Origin of the sequence: Nakamurella panacisegetis (assembly GCF_900104535.1) — a bacterium.
Lineage (GTDB): Bacteria > Actinomycetota > Actinomycetes > Mycobacteriales > Nakamurellaceae > Nakamurella > Nakamurella panacisegetis.
Genome location: NZ_LT629710.1, coordinates 2,079,643 through 2,094,905, shown reverse-complemented (window position 1 = coordinate 2,094,905; position 15,263 = coordinate 2,079,643). Strand labels below are relative to the sequence as shown.

General features: G+C 70.5%; 12 protein-coding genes. 5 read left to right on the top strand and 7 right to left on the bottom strand.

Annotation, left to right across the window (positions count from 1 at the left end; genetic code table 11):
- Positions 1-260: 260 nt before the first annotated feature.
- Positions 261-728 carry an SdpI family protein gene (locus tag BLS97_RS09110; protein WP_090475700.1) on the top strand — a complete coding sequence of 156 codons (468 nt, stop codon included), beginning with the start codon at positions 261-263 and terminating at the stop codon, positions 726-728.
- A gap of 15 nt (positions 729-743) precedes the next feature.
- Here the strand turns inward: BLS97_RS09110 and BLS97_RS09105 are convergent, their stop codons facing one another.
- The 4 genes from BLS97_RS09105 to BLS97_RS09090 all read right to left on the bottom strand — a co-directional run bounded on the left by BLS97_RS09105 (position 744) and on the right by BLS97_RS09090 (position 6,366).
- On the bottom strand, positions 744-3,149 hold the full coding sequence (locus BLS97_RS09105) for an ABC transporter permease (protein WP_090475699.1): 2,406 nt from the start codon (positions 3,147-3,149) through the stop codon (positions 744-746).
- On the bottom strand, positions 3,149-4,027 hold the full coding sequence (locus BLS97_RS09100) for an ABC transporter ATP-binding protein (RefSeq protein WP_172832249.1): 879 nt from the start codon (positions 4,025-4,027) through the stop codon (positions 3,149-3,151). The genes BLS97_RS09105 and BLS97_RS09100 overlap by 1 nt, the downstream gene beginning before the upstream one ends.
- 144 nt (positions 4,028-4,171) lie before the next feature.
- The gene (locus tag BLS97_RS09095) at positions 4,172-4,828 is read right to left on the bottom strand and encodes a response regulator (RefSeq protein WP_231988442.1); all 657 of its coding nucleotides are present in this window, start codon (positions 4,826-4,828) and stop codon (positions 4,172-4,174) included.
- Positions 4,825-6,366 carry a sensor histidine kinase gene (locus BLS97_RS09090; protein WP_090475696.1) on the bottom strand — a complete coding sequence of 514 codons (1,542 nt, stop codon included), beginning with the start codon at positions 6,364-6,366 and terminating at the stop codon, positions 4,825-4,827. Before BLS97_RS09090 ends, BLS97_RS09095 begins: the two co-directional genes overlap by 4 nt.
- A gap of 123 nt (positions 6,367-6,489) precedes the next feature.
- On the opposite strand from BLS97_RS09090, the gene map reads away from it, so the two are divergent.
- Positions 6,490-7,254: a type I methionyl aminopeptidase gene (gene map, locus BLS97_RS09085; protein WP_090475695.1), complete on the top strand. Its 765-nt coding sequence runs from the start codon at positions 6,490-6,492 to the stop codon at positions 7,252-7,254.
- Positions 7,255-7,383: 129 nt separating this feature from the next.
- Here the strand turns inward: map and BLS97_RS09080 are convergent, their stop codons facing one another.
- Entirely contained in the window at positions 7,384-7,947 is a 564-nt protein-coding gene (locus tag BLS97_RS09080) for a YqgE/AlgH family protein (RefSeq protein WP_231988440.1), read from the bottom strand.
- A gap of 239 nt (positions 7,948-8,186) precedes the next feature.
- Between BLS97_RS09080 and BLS97_RS09075 the strand changes: the two genes are divergently transcribed.
- Together BLS97_RS09075 and BLS97_RS09070 are read left to right on the top strand one after the other, a co-directional pair.
- Positions 8,187-9,593, top strand: a complete 1,407-nt coding sequence (locus tag BLS97_RS09075) for an MFS transporter (RefSeq protein WP_090475693.1) — start codon at positions 8,187-8,189, stop codon at positions 9,591-9,593.
- 12 nt (positions 9,594-9,605) lie between these two features.
- Entirely contained in the window at positions 9,606-9,839 is a 234-nt protein-coding gene (locus BLS97_RS09070; RefSeq protein WP_090475692.1) for a hypothetical protein, read from the top strand.
- Positions 9,840-9,852: 13 nt separating this feature from the next.
- Here the strand turns inward: BLS97_RS09070 and BLS97_RS09065 are convergent, their stop codons facing one another.
- Complete coding sequence (locus tag BLS97_RS09065) at positions 9,853-12,204, bottom strand: putative bifunctional diguanylate cyclase/phosphodiesterase (protein WP_172832248.1); 2,352 nt, start codon at positions 12,202-12,204, stop codon at positions 9,853-9,855.
- A 344-nt stretch (positions 12,205-12,548) separates the two neighbouring features.
- Between BLS97_RS09065 and BLS97_RS09060 the strand changes: the two genes are divergently transcribed.
- Positions 12,549-13,523 carry a sensor domain-containing diguanylate cyclase gene (locus BLS97_RS09060; protein ID WP_157695317.1) on the top strand — a complete coding sequence of 325 codons (975 nt, stop codon included), beginning with the start codon at positions 12,549-12,551 and terminating at the stop codon, positions 13,521-13,523.
- Between the two features lie 38 nt (positions 13,524-13,561).
- Here BLS97_RS09060 and BLS97_RS09055 read toward each other — a convergent pair whose 3' ends face one another.
- Positions 13,562-15,067, bottom strand: a complete 1,506-nt coding sequence (locus BLS97_RS09055; protein ID WP_231988438.1) for a CCA tRNA nucleotidyltransferase — start codon at positions 15,065-15,067, stop codon at positions 13,562-13,564.
- Positions 15,068-15,263 lie beyond the last annotated feature (196 nt).

The following is a 15,263-nucleotide window of genomic DNA, read 5'->3' as shown; positions in this document are numbered from 1 at the left end:
CTCATCCGCTGCTCGTCGTCCGCGGCCGGCTGTGTCCGGGCACAAAAAAACCCTCGTGAACCCGAGAGAGCTCTCGGACACAGAGGGATCGCCGCGCTGCCCGCCGTCGTTCCCGGGTTGGTCCCGGTACTCGATCGGTCAGCGCGGCCCGGAAAGGAGCAACGTCACCGCCATGAGGACTGATGTTACTCCGCACGTCGCGACGGTCACAGCCGGGACGACCCACCGGCGCCGGCCCGGCGTTCAATTACGATCGTCGGGTGTCCAACGCACCCGTCGCCTTCACCCTCCCGGTCGTCCTGCTGCTGCTCGTCCTGGCTGGGCTGGGTTACGTCACCGCCCGTCGGGGCTGGGCCGGCACCCTCCGCCGGGACGGCCGGTTGGGCATCCGCTCCAAGGCCGCCTCCAGCAGCGACGACGCGTTCGCCGTGGCGAACCGCGTCGCCGCTCCGGTGGTGGGCGGAGCCGCCGCGATCGCGCTGGTGCTGGCCGTGCTGGTCACCGTGCTCCACCTGCCGACGGCCGGCAGCGTCGTGATCGGCGTCCTGGGCCTGCTCGGTGTTCTGGTGCTGATGGTCGCCGGCGGTGTCCTCGGCGAGCAGGCGGCCCGCACGCTCCCGGTTCCGGCCCGCCGGCCGCGACCCAGCGCCGCCTGCAGCGGTTGTGCCTGCGGTTCCGGCGGCTGTGCCGGCCTCACCCGGACCGCGGCGCCGGGCACCGCGGTCTGAGCGGGCCGGTCACGCTCACACGTCGACGAGCGCTTGGATCGGCGTAGCTCTCGCCGCCCGGCGGCCGGGCAGGATCGAGGCCAGCACCCCGGCCAGCAATGCACCGCCGGTCACCGCGACCAACTCCAGCCACGGCACGGACAGCACCGCGGTCGCCCCGGCCTCGCCGAAGGCGGCCCCGACGGCGGCGAAGCCGAACAGCGTCCCGAAGACGATGCCGACGGCCGCGGCCAGCAGCGCCAGCAGACCGGCCTCCACCGCGAGCATCGACCGCAGCTGCCGGCGGCGTAGGCCCAGGGCCCGGAGCAGAGCCGATTCCCGGGTCCGTTCCACCACCGACAGGCCAAGGGTGTTGCCGATTCCGACGACCGCGATGACTACGGCCACGGCCAACAGGGCCAGGGCCACCTTGATCACCGCGTCCAGCACTTCGGCCGTGGCCGCCCGCTGCACCCCGGCCCCGGAGATGTCGAGCCCGGCGAGCGGAGCCACCACCGGGTTGACGGCGGCGATGACGGCGTTCGGCGCCGCGCCGGCGGTGAACTTGGCCCAGATCGCGGTCGGCTGCGGGCTCGGATCGAGCGCAAGCAGGTCCGAACGCAGCACCACCAAGGATCCGTCATCGGTGATCGGCCACCGGGAGACGGCCAAGGTCACCGAGCGGGTTCCGGCTTTCAGGGTGATCAACGCGCCGGCCTCCAGGTGCAGTTGCTGAATGAGGTCACCGGGCAGGGCGATCTGTCCGGCTTCGAGTTGGCCACCGTTGCGGACGGCGCTCAGCTGAGCCGCCGACGGGCCGAACAGCCGGTAGCCCGATCCGTTCAGGGTCACCGTCCCGCTGTCGACCGCCACGGCCGCCCGGACGCCGTCGATCGCCGCGATGGTGGTCAGCAAGCCGGCCGGTACGACCTTCCCGTCCTGCGCGGTGATCTGCAGGTCGAGCGGATTGCGGAGACCAACCGCCCGGTCGGCTCCGGCCTGGGCCGAGGCGGTGGCGACGAGCAGCGTGACGACGGCTCCGACCCCGACGACCAGAGCGGTGCAGGTGGCGGCGGCCCGGGACGGATTTCGCCGGATGTTGGCGACGGCCAGTCGCCCCGTCGGCCCGAACAGGCCACCGACGCCGCCGACCAACCGCAGCACCGCCGGCAGCGTCACCCGGATCAGCACCAGCACCCCGATCGCGGTCAGCGCGCCGCCGGGGATGGCCACCAGCAGCTGATGACCGAACGCACCGGCACCGAGCACGGCTCCCCCACCGAGCAGGAACAGCAGCCCGACGGAGAGTCGAACCCGTCCGACCCGACGGGAGTGTTCGACCGTATCCACCGGTCGCAGCGCCGCCATCGGAGCGATCCGGGCCGCCCGAGCCGTCGGAGCCAGGGCGGCGACGACGGTGACCAGCACCCCGATCAGCGCGGTCAGGGTCAGGCCCGCGAGTGGCGTCCGCTGGTCGGCCGAACTGATACCGGCGATCGCGCCGGCCAACCGGCCGATCCCGATACCGACGCCGACGCCGAGCACCGATCCGATGACGGCCACCAGCACGACCTCGGTCAGCGCCGACCGTCGAACCTGGGCACCGGTGGCCCCGACACACCGCAGCAGCGCGATCTGCCGTTGGCGTCCGGTGATCAGGATGGTGAACGTGTTGGCCACCACCATCGCGGCGACCAGGCCGGCCAGCACCACGAAGGCCAGCAGGATGATCGTCAGCACGGTGGTCCCGCCGGCCAGGTGCTCCACCGCCTGCTGGGCGATCTCGGCCGACGTCTGCGCGGTGACGCCGGAGACCTCCGCCTCGACCTTCGCCGCCACCGTGGCCGGATCGGCGCTGGTCACCAGGTTCACCGTCTCGATCGTGACGCCGGGCAACGCGGTCAGCAGGGCGAGCGGTGCGTACCCGCCGTCGTTGCTGTCGGCCATCGGCGAGACCTTCGTGTCCAGGACCCCGACGACGGTCACCCGACCGGCGCCCAGGGTGATGGTGCTCCCGAGCTGCCAATGATTGCGGGTGGCGGTTCCGTGGTCGATGGCCAGCTCGGATGTACCGGTGGGCCAGCGCCCGGCGTCCAACCCGTACCAGCGCTGAGCGGGGTCGGCCGGGATGTTGGTCAACCGCAGGTAACCGCGGCTGCTGGACCCGGCGAAGTCGACGTAGGTCCGGATCGCCGGTTCGGCCCGCAGCACGCCCGGGATCCGGGCCAGCCGGTCCGCATCGAGCGCCTGTCCGTCGGTGGACTGGACCTGCACGTCGATCCGGCTGACGTCGGCCGCCGCCGCTCGGATCAGGGAGGCGTTGAAGCCGGCGGTGAACACCTGGGTGGCGGCCGCGAACCCGACACCCAGGACGACGGCCAGCACGACGGCGGCGAACCGCCCTGGGTGGGTGCGGAGCTCGGCCAGAGCGGAGCGCAACATCAGACGTCCTGGGCGAGCGGAGTGACGGGGGACGCAAACCCGGCGAGCGGAGCGACGGGAGACGTGAACCCGGCGAGCGGAGCGACGGGGGATGCGAACCCGGCAAGCCCGGAGTCGGGCGACGCCGTGAGGGTTCGCAGTGCAGCGAGCACGGTGTCGGGCGTCGGGTCCAACAGTTCACCGGCCAGAGCGCCGTCGGCCAGCAGCAGGACCCGGTCGGCGTAGGACGCGGCGAGCGGATCGTGCGTGACCATGACGACCGTCTGTCCGCCTTCGCGCACGCACAACCGGAGATAGGCCAGCAGGGCGGCGCCGTTACGGGAATCGAGGGCGCCGGTCGGTTCGTCGGCGAAGACCACGTCCGGCAGTGTGATCAGGGCCCGGGCGATGGCGACCCGCTGCTGCTGGCCGCCGGACAGTTCGCTGGGGCGGTGACCGAGCCGGTCCGTGAGACCGAGGGAGCGGATCAGTGCGTCGAACCGCTGCTGGTCGAGGCCGCGGCCGGCGAGATCGAGAGGCAGCAGGATGTTCTGCCGGGCGTTGAGGGTCGGGAGCAGGTTGAACGACTGGAAGACGAAGCCGATACGGTCGCGCCGCAGCCGGGTGAGTTGGTTGTCGTTCAGCGTGGTGATGTCGACGTCGCCGATGAACGACTGCCCGGAAGTGGCCGAGTCGAGGCCGGCCAGGCAGTGCATCAGGGTCGACTTGCCCGATCCGGACGGCCCCATCACCGCCGTGAACGTGCCGCGCGGGAAGTCGACGGTGACGTTGTCCACTGCCCGGACCCGGTTGTCGCCGGAGCCGTAGGCCTTGCTCAGACCAACGGCTCTGGCCGCATGCTCTGCTCGCCCGGTGGGCGTTGTGGCCGGTGTAGTCATGGGTGGTGCCTTCCTGTGAACGTCGTGGGCGTTCATCACGTTAGGAAGGCGAGCCGCCGTGGACATCGGCGCGCGGGTGGTGATCCGGCCGTGCGCGCCCGTCCCCCGGGCCCGGCCGCCTAGTCCCGTGGGAGGAGAGGACCGCTAGGTCTGAGCCACCAGCCCGGCCCGGAACGCGAGCAGGACAAGGGCCACGCGGTCCCGTCGGCCCAGTTTCGCCAGCAGGCTGCCGATGTGGGTCTTGACCGTCGATTCGGCCATGTACAGAGCGACCGCGATCTCCGCGTTGGTCAGACCGCGCGCCACCTGCACCAGGACTTCCCGCTCACGCACCGTCAGCAGCCGGAGCGCCGGATCCGGTTCCCGCGAACCGGACGACAGGGTCGGAGCCACGTGCTCGAGCAGGCGGCGGGTGGCCGACGGCGCGATGACCGCGTCACCGTCGGCGACGGCCCGCAGGGCGCCCAGCAGTTCGTCCGGGCGGGCATCCTTCAGCAGGAAACCGGACGCACCGGCATTGAGCGCGGCGAAAACGTACTCATCGAGGTCGAAGGTGGTCAGCACGAGCACGCGAGGCGCTCCGGGACGAGCCAACAACTCGCGCGTCGCCGCGACGCCGTCCATCACCGGCATCCGGATGTCCATCAACACCACGTCGGCCTCCACGCCGGCCAGTGCGCGAAGTGCGGCGGCCCCGTCGGCCGCCTCCCCGACCACGGTGATGTCGGCCTGGGCAGACAGCAACATGGCGAATCCCGACCGGACCAGGGCCTGGTCGTCGACCAGGAAGACGCGGATCACCGGGCGGGCCAATGACCAGCGACGGCCTCGAAGGGCAGCGGGAACCGGGCCCGGACCGCGAAGCCGCCCCCGACCTGCGGGCCGACAGCGAGCGCACCACCCTGCAGCGCCACTCGCTCCCGCATGCCGAGCAAGCCGTGGCCGTCGCCGTTGCGCTCCGGCGAACCTTCGGCCCGCGTCGCGGCCGTACTGTCCGCCCCACCGTCCGACAGTCCCCCACCCGACCAACGGCCCCCACCCACCAAAGGCATCAGCGGCCGCTCCGGCGAACCTTCGGCCCGAGTCGCGGCCGTACTCTCCGCCCCACCGTCCGACAGTCCCCCACCCGACCAACGGCCCCCACCCACCAAAGGCATCAGCGGCCGCTCCGGCGAACCTTCGGCCCGCGTCGCGGCCGTACTCTCCGCCCCACCGTCCGACAGTCCCCCACCCGACCAACGGCCCCCACCCACCAAAGGCATCAGCGGCCGCTCCGGCGAACCTTCGGCCCGCGTCGCGGCCGCGCCCCTCCCGTCGTCGGTGACGCCGACCAGCAACTGGCCCCGGCCGAACCCGATCTCCACCACCGCCGACGCGGACGGCCCGGCGTGCTTGATCACGTTGGTCAGAGCCTCCTGGATCAGCCGATACACGGTGAGCTCGAGGCCGGGCGACAGCCGAGCGGGCGGTCCCGAGTAACGCAAGTCGATCGGTACCCCGGCCTGACGGACCTGCTCGACGAGCGCCGGGACATCGGACAAGCCCTGGACCGGGGCGTACCCGTCAGAGTCCGACGTCCGCAGCACCCCGACCAGTCGCCGCATCTCGGCCAGCGCCTCACGGCTCGTCTCGGAGATGGTGCGCAGCACATCGGCCGCCACCTCCGGACGGGCGACCACCGCCGCCGCGGCCCCGTCGGCCTGGACGATCACCACCGACAACGAGTGGGCCACGATGTCGTGTAACTCGCGAGCGATGCGGGTCCGTTCGGTCGCGGCCGCCATGCGGGCCCGCTGGTCCTTCTCGGACGCCAGCATCGCCGCCCGCTCGGCCATCGTCCGTAATTGTTGCGCCTGGTTCTCGGCGCGCTCCCGTTGCCGCTCACCGATGACGAACGCCGCGAACACGCTGACGGCGCACAGACCGACCGCCATCAGGAAGATGAACGCGTCACCGGAGGTGGCGTAACCCCAGCGCACCGGCGCCAGCACGGACCCGAGGAGACCGGCCGTCAGCGCCGCCCGGCCCCAGACCCGGGAACCGCCGTGCACGACCGCGGCGTGCACGGCGATCGGCGCCAGGACCACCGCGAAGGTCGGCCGTTCGATCACGGCCAGGTTGGCCAGGAGCAGCACGACCGAGACCAGCAGGGCAAGGTGCGGGAGGCTGCGCCGCAGGAACAACGGCGCCGCGGTGACGCTCAGCAGCAACAACGCGGCGTCGTCGACGGACCGGTAAGCGGCCGCGTTGACCACCAGGACGACGAAGACCAGACCGCCGAAGATGGCGTCGCCGGCCCAGACGTGCCGTTCGAACCAGCGGTAGACGGAACTGCGCACCCGCCAACCGTAGTTGCGCGCGGCGGCCGGTGGATCCCCCCGTGGGCGGAGAGGGGACGCCGCCACCGATGGTTAGCTGGGACGGACCGGGCGCCGCCCGGGCACCGAAGGAGCCGGCACCTCATGATCGAGTACAAGACCCCCGCCCAGATCGAGAAGATCGGAACGGCCGGGGCGCTGGTCCGCCGCACCCTGAACGCGGTGCGGGCCGCGGCCGCCCCCGGAGTGCGGCTGACCGATCTCGACGACCTCGCGCACCAGGTGATTCGGGACGGTGGCGGGGTGTCCGCCTACATCGGCTATCACCCAGGATGGGCCCCGTCGCCGTACCCGCGGGTGCTGTGCCTGAGCGTGAACGACGTCATCGTGCACGCCATCCCCGACCGGTCGAAGCTCCGCAAGGGAGACCTGGTCTCGGCCGATCTGGCCCTGCTGGTCGACGGCTGGTGCGCCGACGCGGCGATCACGTTCGCCGTCGGCACCGCGGGCGCCGCCGATCAGCGGCTGATGGACACCACCGAGCAGGCACTCGCCGCCGGGATCGCCGCCGCCCGTCCGGGCAACCGGCTGGGCGACATCGCGGCTGCGGTGGGTGCCGTCATCCGCGGCGGCGGCTTCGGGCTGCTGGCCGACCACGGCGGCCACGGAATCGGGACGTCGATGCATCAGGATCCGCACGTCGCGAACGAGGGCAAGGCGCGCCGCGGGTTGAAACTCAAGCCCGGGCTGGTCATCGCGATCGAACCGATGCTGCAGGCCGGTGGGCGGGACGACTACCGCCACTGCCCGGACGGCTGGGGCGTCCGCACCGCCGACGGCAGCCGGGCCGCCCACTTCGAACACACCGTCGCGGTCACTCTCGACGGGCCGGTGGTGCTCACGGCTTGAGCCGTGCGCGCGACCTCGGCCGCGCGTCGACCGGAATGACATTTGCAGTTCAGGGCAGCTACGGCGCAAATATCATTCCGGTCGACGGGTTCGATGCGGCCGGGTCCGCGGCGGCCGAGGGCGGCCCGCTCAGTTGCGCTCCAACTCCGACGGCCGGTAGGCCTGCCAGGCAAGGGGGAAGCCCTGCCGCTTGAGGGCGCGGAAGTAGAGGTCGACCATCGGGCCGGAGAGCACGTCCTCGTCCCGCCCGGGCACCACGTACCAGGCGCCCTCGGCGATCTCGCCGGCCAGTTGTCCTTCCCCCCAACCGGCATGCCCGGCGAAGATCCGCACGCCGGACAGGGTGGCCGCAGCGATCGCAGGCTCGCTGTCCAGGTCGACCAGCACCACCCGCCCGGCCACTCGCACCAGACCGGCGCCGTCACCCGGGTAGTAGCCGCCGCGGCTCACCCCGAGGCACATGGCACCCGAGGGTTGGACCGGGCCACCGGCATACACCGCCTGGGGCCGCGCGACATGGGTTGACCAGTCCGGCAGCACGGAGTGCACGGCGGTCTCGGTGCGGCGATTGAGGACGAGACCCGCCGACCCTTCCTCGCCGTGGGCCACCAGGTACACCACCGTGCGGCGGAAGTGCGGATCGTGCAGCGCGGAAGAGGCGACCAGCAGCATGCCGGCCGCCGGACGATGCACCCGCGACCGGCCAGAACGTGGCCGCCACCTGGATTCTTCGCCGGACCCAGGATCGTCCGGCCGTTCCGCGTTGCTCATCACCGTCCATCATCCCGTGCTGCGGGCGTCCTCACCAAAGATGGGACAGAACCGTTGGCGAACCGTGTCCGGCGCGGTGGCACGACACGCGGGCCGGGATCGGCGGCCGAACGGTGAAGTTGAGGCAGCCGTCCTCAGATGTCTTGCGTACCGTTCGGGGGGTGACCCGCCCCTACCGATCGCCCGCCTCCCGCGGGTCGACAACCCCGGGGACCACTTCCGGCCGGCCGGCCGCCCCGCCGGTCGAGGCCGCTCGGCCCTCGGTGCACGGCCTGGGACCGTTGCTGCGTGTGCGCGGACTGCGGCGCCTGATGGCGGTGCGCGTACTGACCGCCTACGGCGACGGCGCCTTCCAGGGCGCGTTGGCCAGCCTGGTCCTGTTCGATCCGTCGTCGAAGTCAACGCCGGGCGAGATCGCGGCCGCGTTCACCGTGCTGTTGTTGCCGTACTCGATCATCGGACCGTTCGCCGGGGCCCTGTTGGACCGCTGGAGCCGCCGGCAGGTCATCTTCTGGGCCAACCTGTTCCGCGTGTTGGTCATCTGCATACTGGCCGCGCTCCTGGCCATCGGCATTCCCACGTCCGTCTTGTTCGGGATGGCCCTGCTCGTCACCGGTGCCGGTCGGTTCGTCGGGTCCGGGCTGTCCGCGTCACTGCCGCACGTCATCGCGAGCGACTCGCTGGTCGGCGCCAACTCCCTGACGACCACCGCCGGATCGGTGGCCGGCGTCGTCGGCGGTGGATACGCCATCGTCCTCAAGGCGCTGTTGGGCCACGGCAACGGGGCGGCGGCGGCGGTCACGGCCAGCGTCGTCCTGTTCTATCTGGGGGCGGCCCTGGTCGCCATCCGGTTCGCCCGGGAGGCCCTCGGCCCTGACGAGACCGATGAGCCGCCCCAGCCGCTGCTGGCCGTGCTGGAAGGCTTCGCCGCCGGCTTCCGGCAGATCATCCACCGGCCGACGGTCGGGGTCAGCATCGCCATGGTGACCCTGGTCCGGTTCTGCTTCGGCATCGCCACCTTGGTGGTGCTGTTGTTGTTCCGGCACCGCTTCACCGAGCATCACGGCCTGCTCAAGGCGGGTGCGGCGGGCATCGGCGAGGTCCTCGGTGCGGCCGGGTTCGGCCTGTTCCTCGGCGCGATGCTGACGGCGCCGATGGTGGCCTGGCTGGGTCGCACCCGGTACGTCTCGTCCCTGCTCTGTTTCACCGCGGTCGTCGTGGTGTACACCGGTCTGCAGTTCACCCAGCTGTCCACCCTGATCGCCACTCTGATGATCGCCTTTGCCTACCAGTCGTCGAAGATCTGCGCCGACACCGTGGTGCAGGCCGATGTGGACGACGCGCACATCGGACGGGTCTTCGCGCTGTACGACACCGCGAACAACATCCTCTACGTGGGTGGGTTCATCGTGGGCGTCGGGCTGGTTCCGTTCGACGGCATGAGCAAGGTCGCGGTCATCCTGGTCGGCATCGTGTTCGTCCTGACCGCCCTCGCCTACGGGTGGACGATGACCCGGTACCGCCGCCGGGGCGCCGGGACCGCCGTCGCCCGGCCCGACAAGAACTAGGACCCGGCGACGGTGGATCGCACCATCTTCGACAAGGCGGTTCATCCTCTGGCCGGTTGCTGGTTCAAGTCCACCGCCGATCATCTGCTGGCCCGAGTGACCGGCTACCTCGAGCTGTTGGATCGCCACGGGGTGGCGTGGCGGACCCAGCGGTCGACCGATCCGGGGCGGCGGATCTACGAGGACGATGTCCAGGTGGTGGTCGTCCCCCACGCCACGTCCCGACCGCTTTCCCAGCGAGCGTGAACGGCGGGGTCGATCAGCGTCCGGCTCGCACCCCGGCGGCCAGTTCCGGACGCACGCGCAGACGTGCCGCGATGAACCGCTCGGTGGCCGCCGCGCCGAGCGGGACCGAGATCAGGTAGCCCTGTGCGGTGCTGCACCCCAGGCCCACCAGGACATCCCATTGCGACTGGTGCTCGATGCCCTCGGCCGTGGTGGCCAGTTTGAGGTCGACGCCGAGCCGCAGGATCATGGCCACGATCGCGGCGCCCTCGCTGGACGGATCGACCAGTGGATCGATGAACGACTTGTCGATCTTGATGACGTCGACCGGCAACTGCCGCAGCTGGCTGAGGGACGAATACCCCGTTCCGAAGTCGTCGATGGCGACCCGGATGCCCAAGGCCTTCAGCTCGCCCAGCACGGTGGCCGTGAGGGTCGGGTTGGTCAGCAGCACCGACTCGGTGATCTCGATGACCAGCCGATCCGGCCTCAGCCCACTCGCGGCGATGATTTCGGTCACGGAGTCGACGAAGCCCTCGTCCTGCAGCTGCCACCCGGAGATGTTCACCGAGACGGACAGTTGGCTGTCGCCGGCGGGCCACCGCGCCGCCTGGAAGCACGCCGTGCGCAGGACCCACCGACCGAGCGGGACGATCAGTCGGGTCTCCTCCGCCAGCGGGATGAACCGGTCCGGCCCGATCAGCCCCAGGGTCGGGTGCCGCCAGCGGACCAGGGCCTCGAACCCTTCCAGCTGACCGGACGCCAGCGCCACCTGCGGCTGGTACTCGAGGAAGAACTCGCCCCGACGCATCGATTCCGGGAAGCAGTTGATCAGCCGCATCTTCTCCACCAGACGCGACCGCATGAACGCTTGGAACACGGCCACGCGATCCTTGCCGGCGGCCTTCGCCTCGTACATGGCGGCATCGGCCTCGCTGAGCAACTGCGCCGCGGTGGTGCCCTCGGCCGCCACTGCGACGCCCACGCTGACGGTCACGCGGACCTCTTGATCGCCGAGCCGGATCGGCTGCCGCACCAACGCGAGGATGCGCTCGGACATCACGGTGGCGGAATCCGCCGCCTCGTCGTCCTCCAGCAACACCGCGAACTCGTCCCCGTCGAGGCGGCCGACGGTGGCCATTCCGCGCATCATCCCGGACAGCCGCTTGGCCAGGACGATCATCAGCTGGTCGCCGGCCGCGTGCCCGAGGCTGTCGTTCACCGCCTTGAAGTTGTCCAGGTCGCACACGCAGACCGCGACCGGGCGACACGCCGTCGAACCGGACAAGGCCTGCTCGACGCGGTCCTCCAGCAGGCCACGGTTGGCCAGTCCGGTGAGACTGTCGTGCAACACCCGATGACGGAGGTCGTCCTCCAGCATCCGTCCGGCGGCCAGCGCCCCGCGCAACGACTTCTCCCGCTCGCGGAGCAGCTCGTTCTGCCGCTGCACCTGCCCGAACAGCCAGGACACCCGCAGCGCGATCAACACGAGGACGACCAGCGACGTCGTCGCCAGCACGGGCACGTCCAGCGGAAGACCGAAGGTGTCACCGGCCAGTGTGAGGCCGGGCGACAGGAAGATGGCGCCGACCACCAACGGCAGCCATCGCCAACGGTGGCCCTCCCGGCGTGGCGTCCGCTGCGGCTGCCCGACACTCGGGTGGGCTGCGGCGGTCGCCAGCAGGACGTAGTTCAGCAGGAAGCCCGCGTCCACCGGGCCGGGCGTCGAGGAACCCCCGTGCAGCAGCTGCACGTCGTACCCGAAATCCGCCATCAGCATGAAGGTGACCGCGGCGACCAGAATCCGGTCACTGGTGCGGGCGGCGCCGATCATGACCGACCCGGCCACCAGCGTCAGCACCCCGACATCCATGATCGGGTAGAGCATCGTCACCAGTTTGCCGAGCACGTGGGATCCACCCGAACCGAGACCGGCACGGCCATCCCAGTACGACGGACCCATCAGGAACTGCCAGGTCAGACCCATGGTCCCGACGCAGACGATGGCGGCGTCGATCCAGCTGTTGCGCGACCAGGAGGTGCTGCTGACCCGTCCGATCAGGAAGACTCCCGCGAACAGCAACGGGTAGCCACCCAGATAGAAGATGTCCGCCGACGACGGGAACGGCAGTGGCCGGCCAGTCAGGTCGTAGAAGTTCAGCACCAGATCACCGGCGACGAAACACCCGTTCGCCGCCGCGATCAGCAGCCAGCCGCGACGGCTCGTCGGCCGATGCACCCGTATGCCGATCAGCACCACGATCGTGGATGCGGCGCCGATGACCGAGTACATCCAGTCCTGCGGGGCGCCCCCCGGCAACACGAAGAAGACAGCGACCAGCAGCAGACCGGCCGCCAGTACCAACGTCCACCACCGACGCCCCACAGATCTCACCTCGGCCCGCCTCGTCGTCGTACGTCTGGTCCACATTCACCCTCGTCGGCGAGCCGATCGTGTGTCTACAGTGACAGGTCTTCGCCGCAGGTGGGGACACGTGCGCCGCGGAGAGCCGACTTGAGTCGTCTTTCACTCGATCAGTGCGGGTCGGTCACTGTGAGATACCGGAATTTCTACGCCCGAAATCGGCCACACTCCGTGAGATATTGGCCCGTCCAGCAGCCGGCCCACTCCGTTGCGCAGCCCGCCCATCGGTGCGTCACTCCGTGTGACGCGCCTTTCACCTGATGGAGGGAGGTGAAGAGTCAGCTCGTCGCGTTAGGTTCGATGACGTGATCCCCGCTCCCGGCATTCCCCCGCAGCGCGGCGGTCTGACCTGGACCGGGCCGAGGGCGACCGCCGTTCCGGACCTGGACGAGCCGACGCCGGCCCAGCTCGCCGCCATCCGCGCCACCCTCGCGGCCATCCCCATGGCGGCTGTGGCGCACACCCTCTCCTACCGGCTGATCGACGCCAACGCCGATTGTGCGGAGCTGCTGAGCCTGAACCCGACCCAGATCCAGGGTCGAGCCGTCCGCGACTTCATCCCGGAATCGGACCTGCAGCATGCGATGGACACCGCCAGAGCGGTGATCGCGACCGACGGGGCCGCTCCGCGGCCGTCCAACTCGCTGCGCCGGTTGATCTCCGGTGACGGTCAGGAACTGACCTGCTGGATGCACGTCGGCCTGGCCACCATCGCCGGATTCACCTGCTTCGTGGCCTGCATCGACCTGATCAATCCGGTGCTGTCGGACGCGCACCGGTGGCGTCACCGCGCCGAACACGACGAGCTGACCGGGCTCCGGCGCCGCGGCACGATGCTCGACCAGGTCGGCCGGTGGTTGAAGAGCGAGAGCGCCGTCATCCTGGCGTTCCTCGACATCGACGATTTCAAGTCGATCAACGACACCTACGGACACGCCGCCGGCGACCACGTGCTCACCAACGTGGCCCGCCGTCTGGAGGAGCACGCCCCGCCCGGCTGCGCGGTCGGCCGGCTCTCCGGCGACGAATTCGTCATGGCGTTGCCGGTGCGCCATTCGCACTCCGTGGAGGCCCTGGCGAACCTGCTCACGACGGTCGGCGCCCGTTGCGGGGACAAGCCCATCGCCTGGAATGACGACCTACTGGTCATCTCGATCAGCGTGGGCGTCACCGTGAGTCGCCCCGGGGAAGCGTCGTCCTCGCTGCTCTCCCGCGCGGATGACGCGATGTACGAACAGAAGTCGCGCCAGAAAGCCCACGTCGGCCGCTCCGTCCGCTGACGTCCTGCGTATCGGCCTGCGCCAACTGCGCGCGTGCGCTACTCCACCAGACCTTCGGCACGAGCCCACGTCAGCAGGGCGGCTTCGGCCGCCTCGCGGCCCATCGGGCCGTTCTCCAGCCGCAGTTCCTTCAGGAACGCCCACGCCCGGCCGACCACCGGACCGGGACCGACGCCCAGCAGTTCCATGATCGCGTTGCCGTCCAGATCGGGGCGTACCCGAGCCAGGTTCTCGGCCGCCGCCAGGGCCACCATCCGGGCCTCGAGATCGTCGTAGGAATGCTGCAGGGCCAGCTGGCGCCGGCGGTTGCGGGTCGTGCAGTCGGCCCGGACGAGTTTGTTCAGCTGGGGCAGTAGCGGGCCGGCGTCGGTGACGTACCGGCGAACCGCGGAGTCGGTCCACCGACCGTCCCCGTACCCATGGAACCGCAGGTGCAGGAACGTCAGGTTGGCGACGTCCTCGGTGAGCTGCTTCGGGAACTTCAGCTCTCGCAGTCGCTTGCGTACCAGCTTCTTCCCGACCACCTCGTGGTGGTGGAAGCTGACCCCGCCGCCGTCCTCGAAGCGGCGGGTGGCCGGCTTGCCGATGTCGTGCAACAGCGCGGCCAGCCGCAAGGTCAGATCCGGCCCGTGTTCCTCGAGCGCGATGGCCTGCTCGAGCACCGTCAGCGAGTGCTCGTAGACGTCCTTGTGCTGGTGGTGCTCATCGCGTTCCAGCTTCAGCGCGGGCAGCTCGGGCAGCACGAAAGCGGCCAGGCCGGTATTGGTCAGCAGGGTCAGCCCCAGCCGCGGATGGTCGGCCAGCAGCAACTTGGACAGCTCGGCGGCGATCCGCTCGACGGTGATCCGTTGGATCTCGGCGGCCATGTCGGTCATCGCGCTGACCACCCGCGGGGCCGGGGTGAAGGCGAGCTGCGCGGCGAACCGGGCCGCCCGCATCATCCGGAGGGGATCGTCGCGGAAGGACTGCTCGGGCGTGCCGGGTGTGTCCAGCACCCGGGCGGCGAGCTGGGACAGACCGCCGAACGGGTCGGTGAACCGGTGATCGGGAACGGACACGGCCATCGCGTTCACCGCGAAGTCCCGGCGCAGCAGGTCGCCTTCCAGGGTGTCGCCGTAGGTGACGACCGGGTTGCGGGACTCGCCGTCGTACAGATCGGACCGGAACGTGGTGATCTCCAGCTGGAGGCCCTTCTTGGCGACACCCACCGTGCCGAACGCGATGCCGGTGTCCCAGATGGACTCGGCCCACGGTTTCACCAGGGCCAGGACCTGCTCGGGTCGGGCGTCGGTGGTGAAGTCGAGATCGTTGCCCAGGCGACCCAGGAGCGCGTCCCGCACCGATCCGCCGACCAGGTGGAGCTCGAATCCGGCCTTGGCGAAGCGCCGGCCCAACTCGTCGGCCACCGGAAAGATGCGCAGCAACTCGGCGACGGCGGCCCGCTGCAGACCGGACAGCTCACCGGCACCGGGGCGGGCCGAACCGGGCTCCGCCGAGTCGGGCGCCGGGTCGCCGGTCGGTGACGGATCTTCAGCAGTGGGCACAACGGGTCAGTCTACGTCCGGCGCCCGCAGCGGCCGGACCAGGCGACCTCCGCCCTCCCGTCCCCTGCGCACCAGGGCCGGCGAGCGGACCAGCCGCAGCGCGGTGCGGACCTGACCCCTCGGTAAAGCCTGGGCAAACAGAATGCGTCGCCGGCTGCTGGCCCATTCACCGATCGCCGGGATTTCATCGATCCGC

What these genes read in the sequence shown, in the direction of transcription:
- BLS97_RS09105 (WP_090475699.1), bottom strand. Translation starts at nt 3,149, where the DNA reads ATGTTGCGCTCCGCTCTGGCCGAGCTCCGCACCCACCCAGGGCGGTTC.
- BLS97_RS09100 (WP_172832249.1), bottom strand. Translation starts at nt 4,027, where the DNA reads ATGACTACACCGGCCACAACGCCCACCGGGCGAGCAGAGCATGCGGCC.
- map (WP_090475695.1), top strand. Translation starts at nt 6,490, where the DNA reads ATGATCGAGTACAAGACCCCCGCCCAGATCGAGAAGATCGGAACGGCC.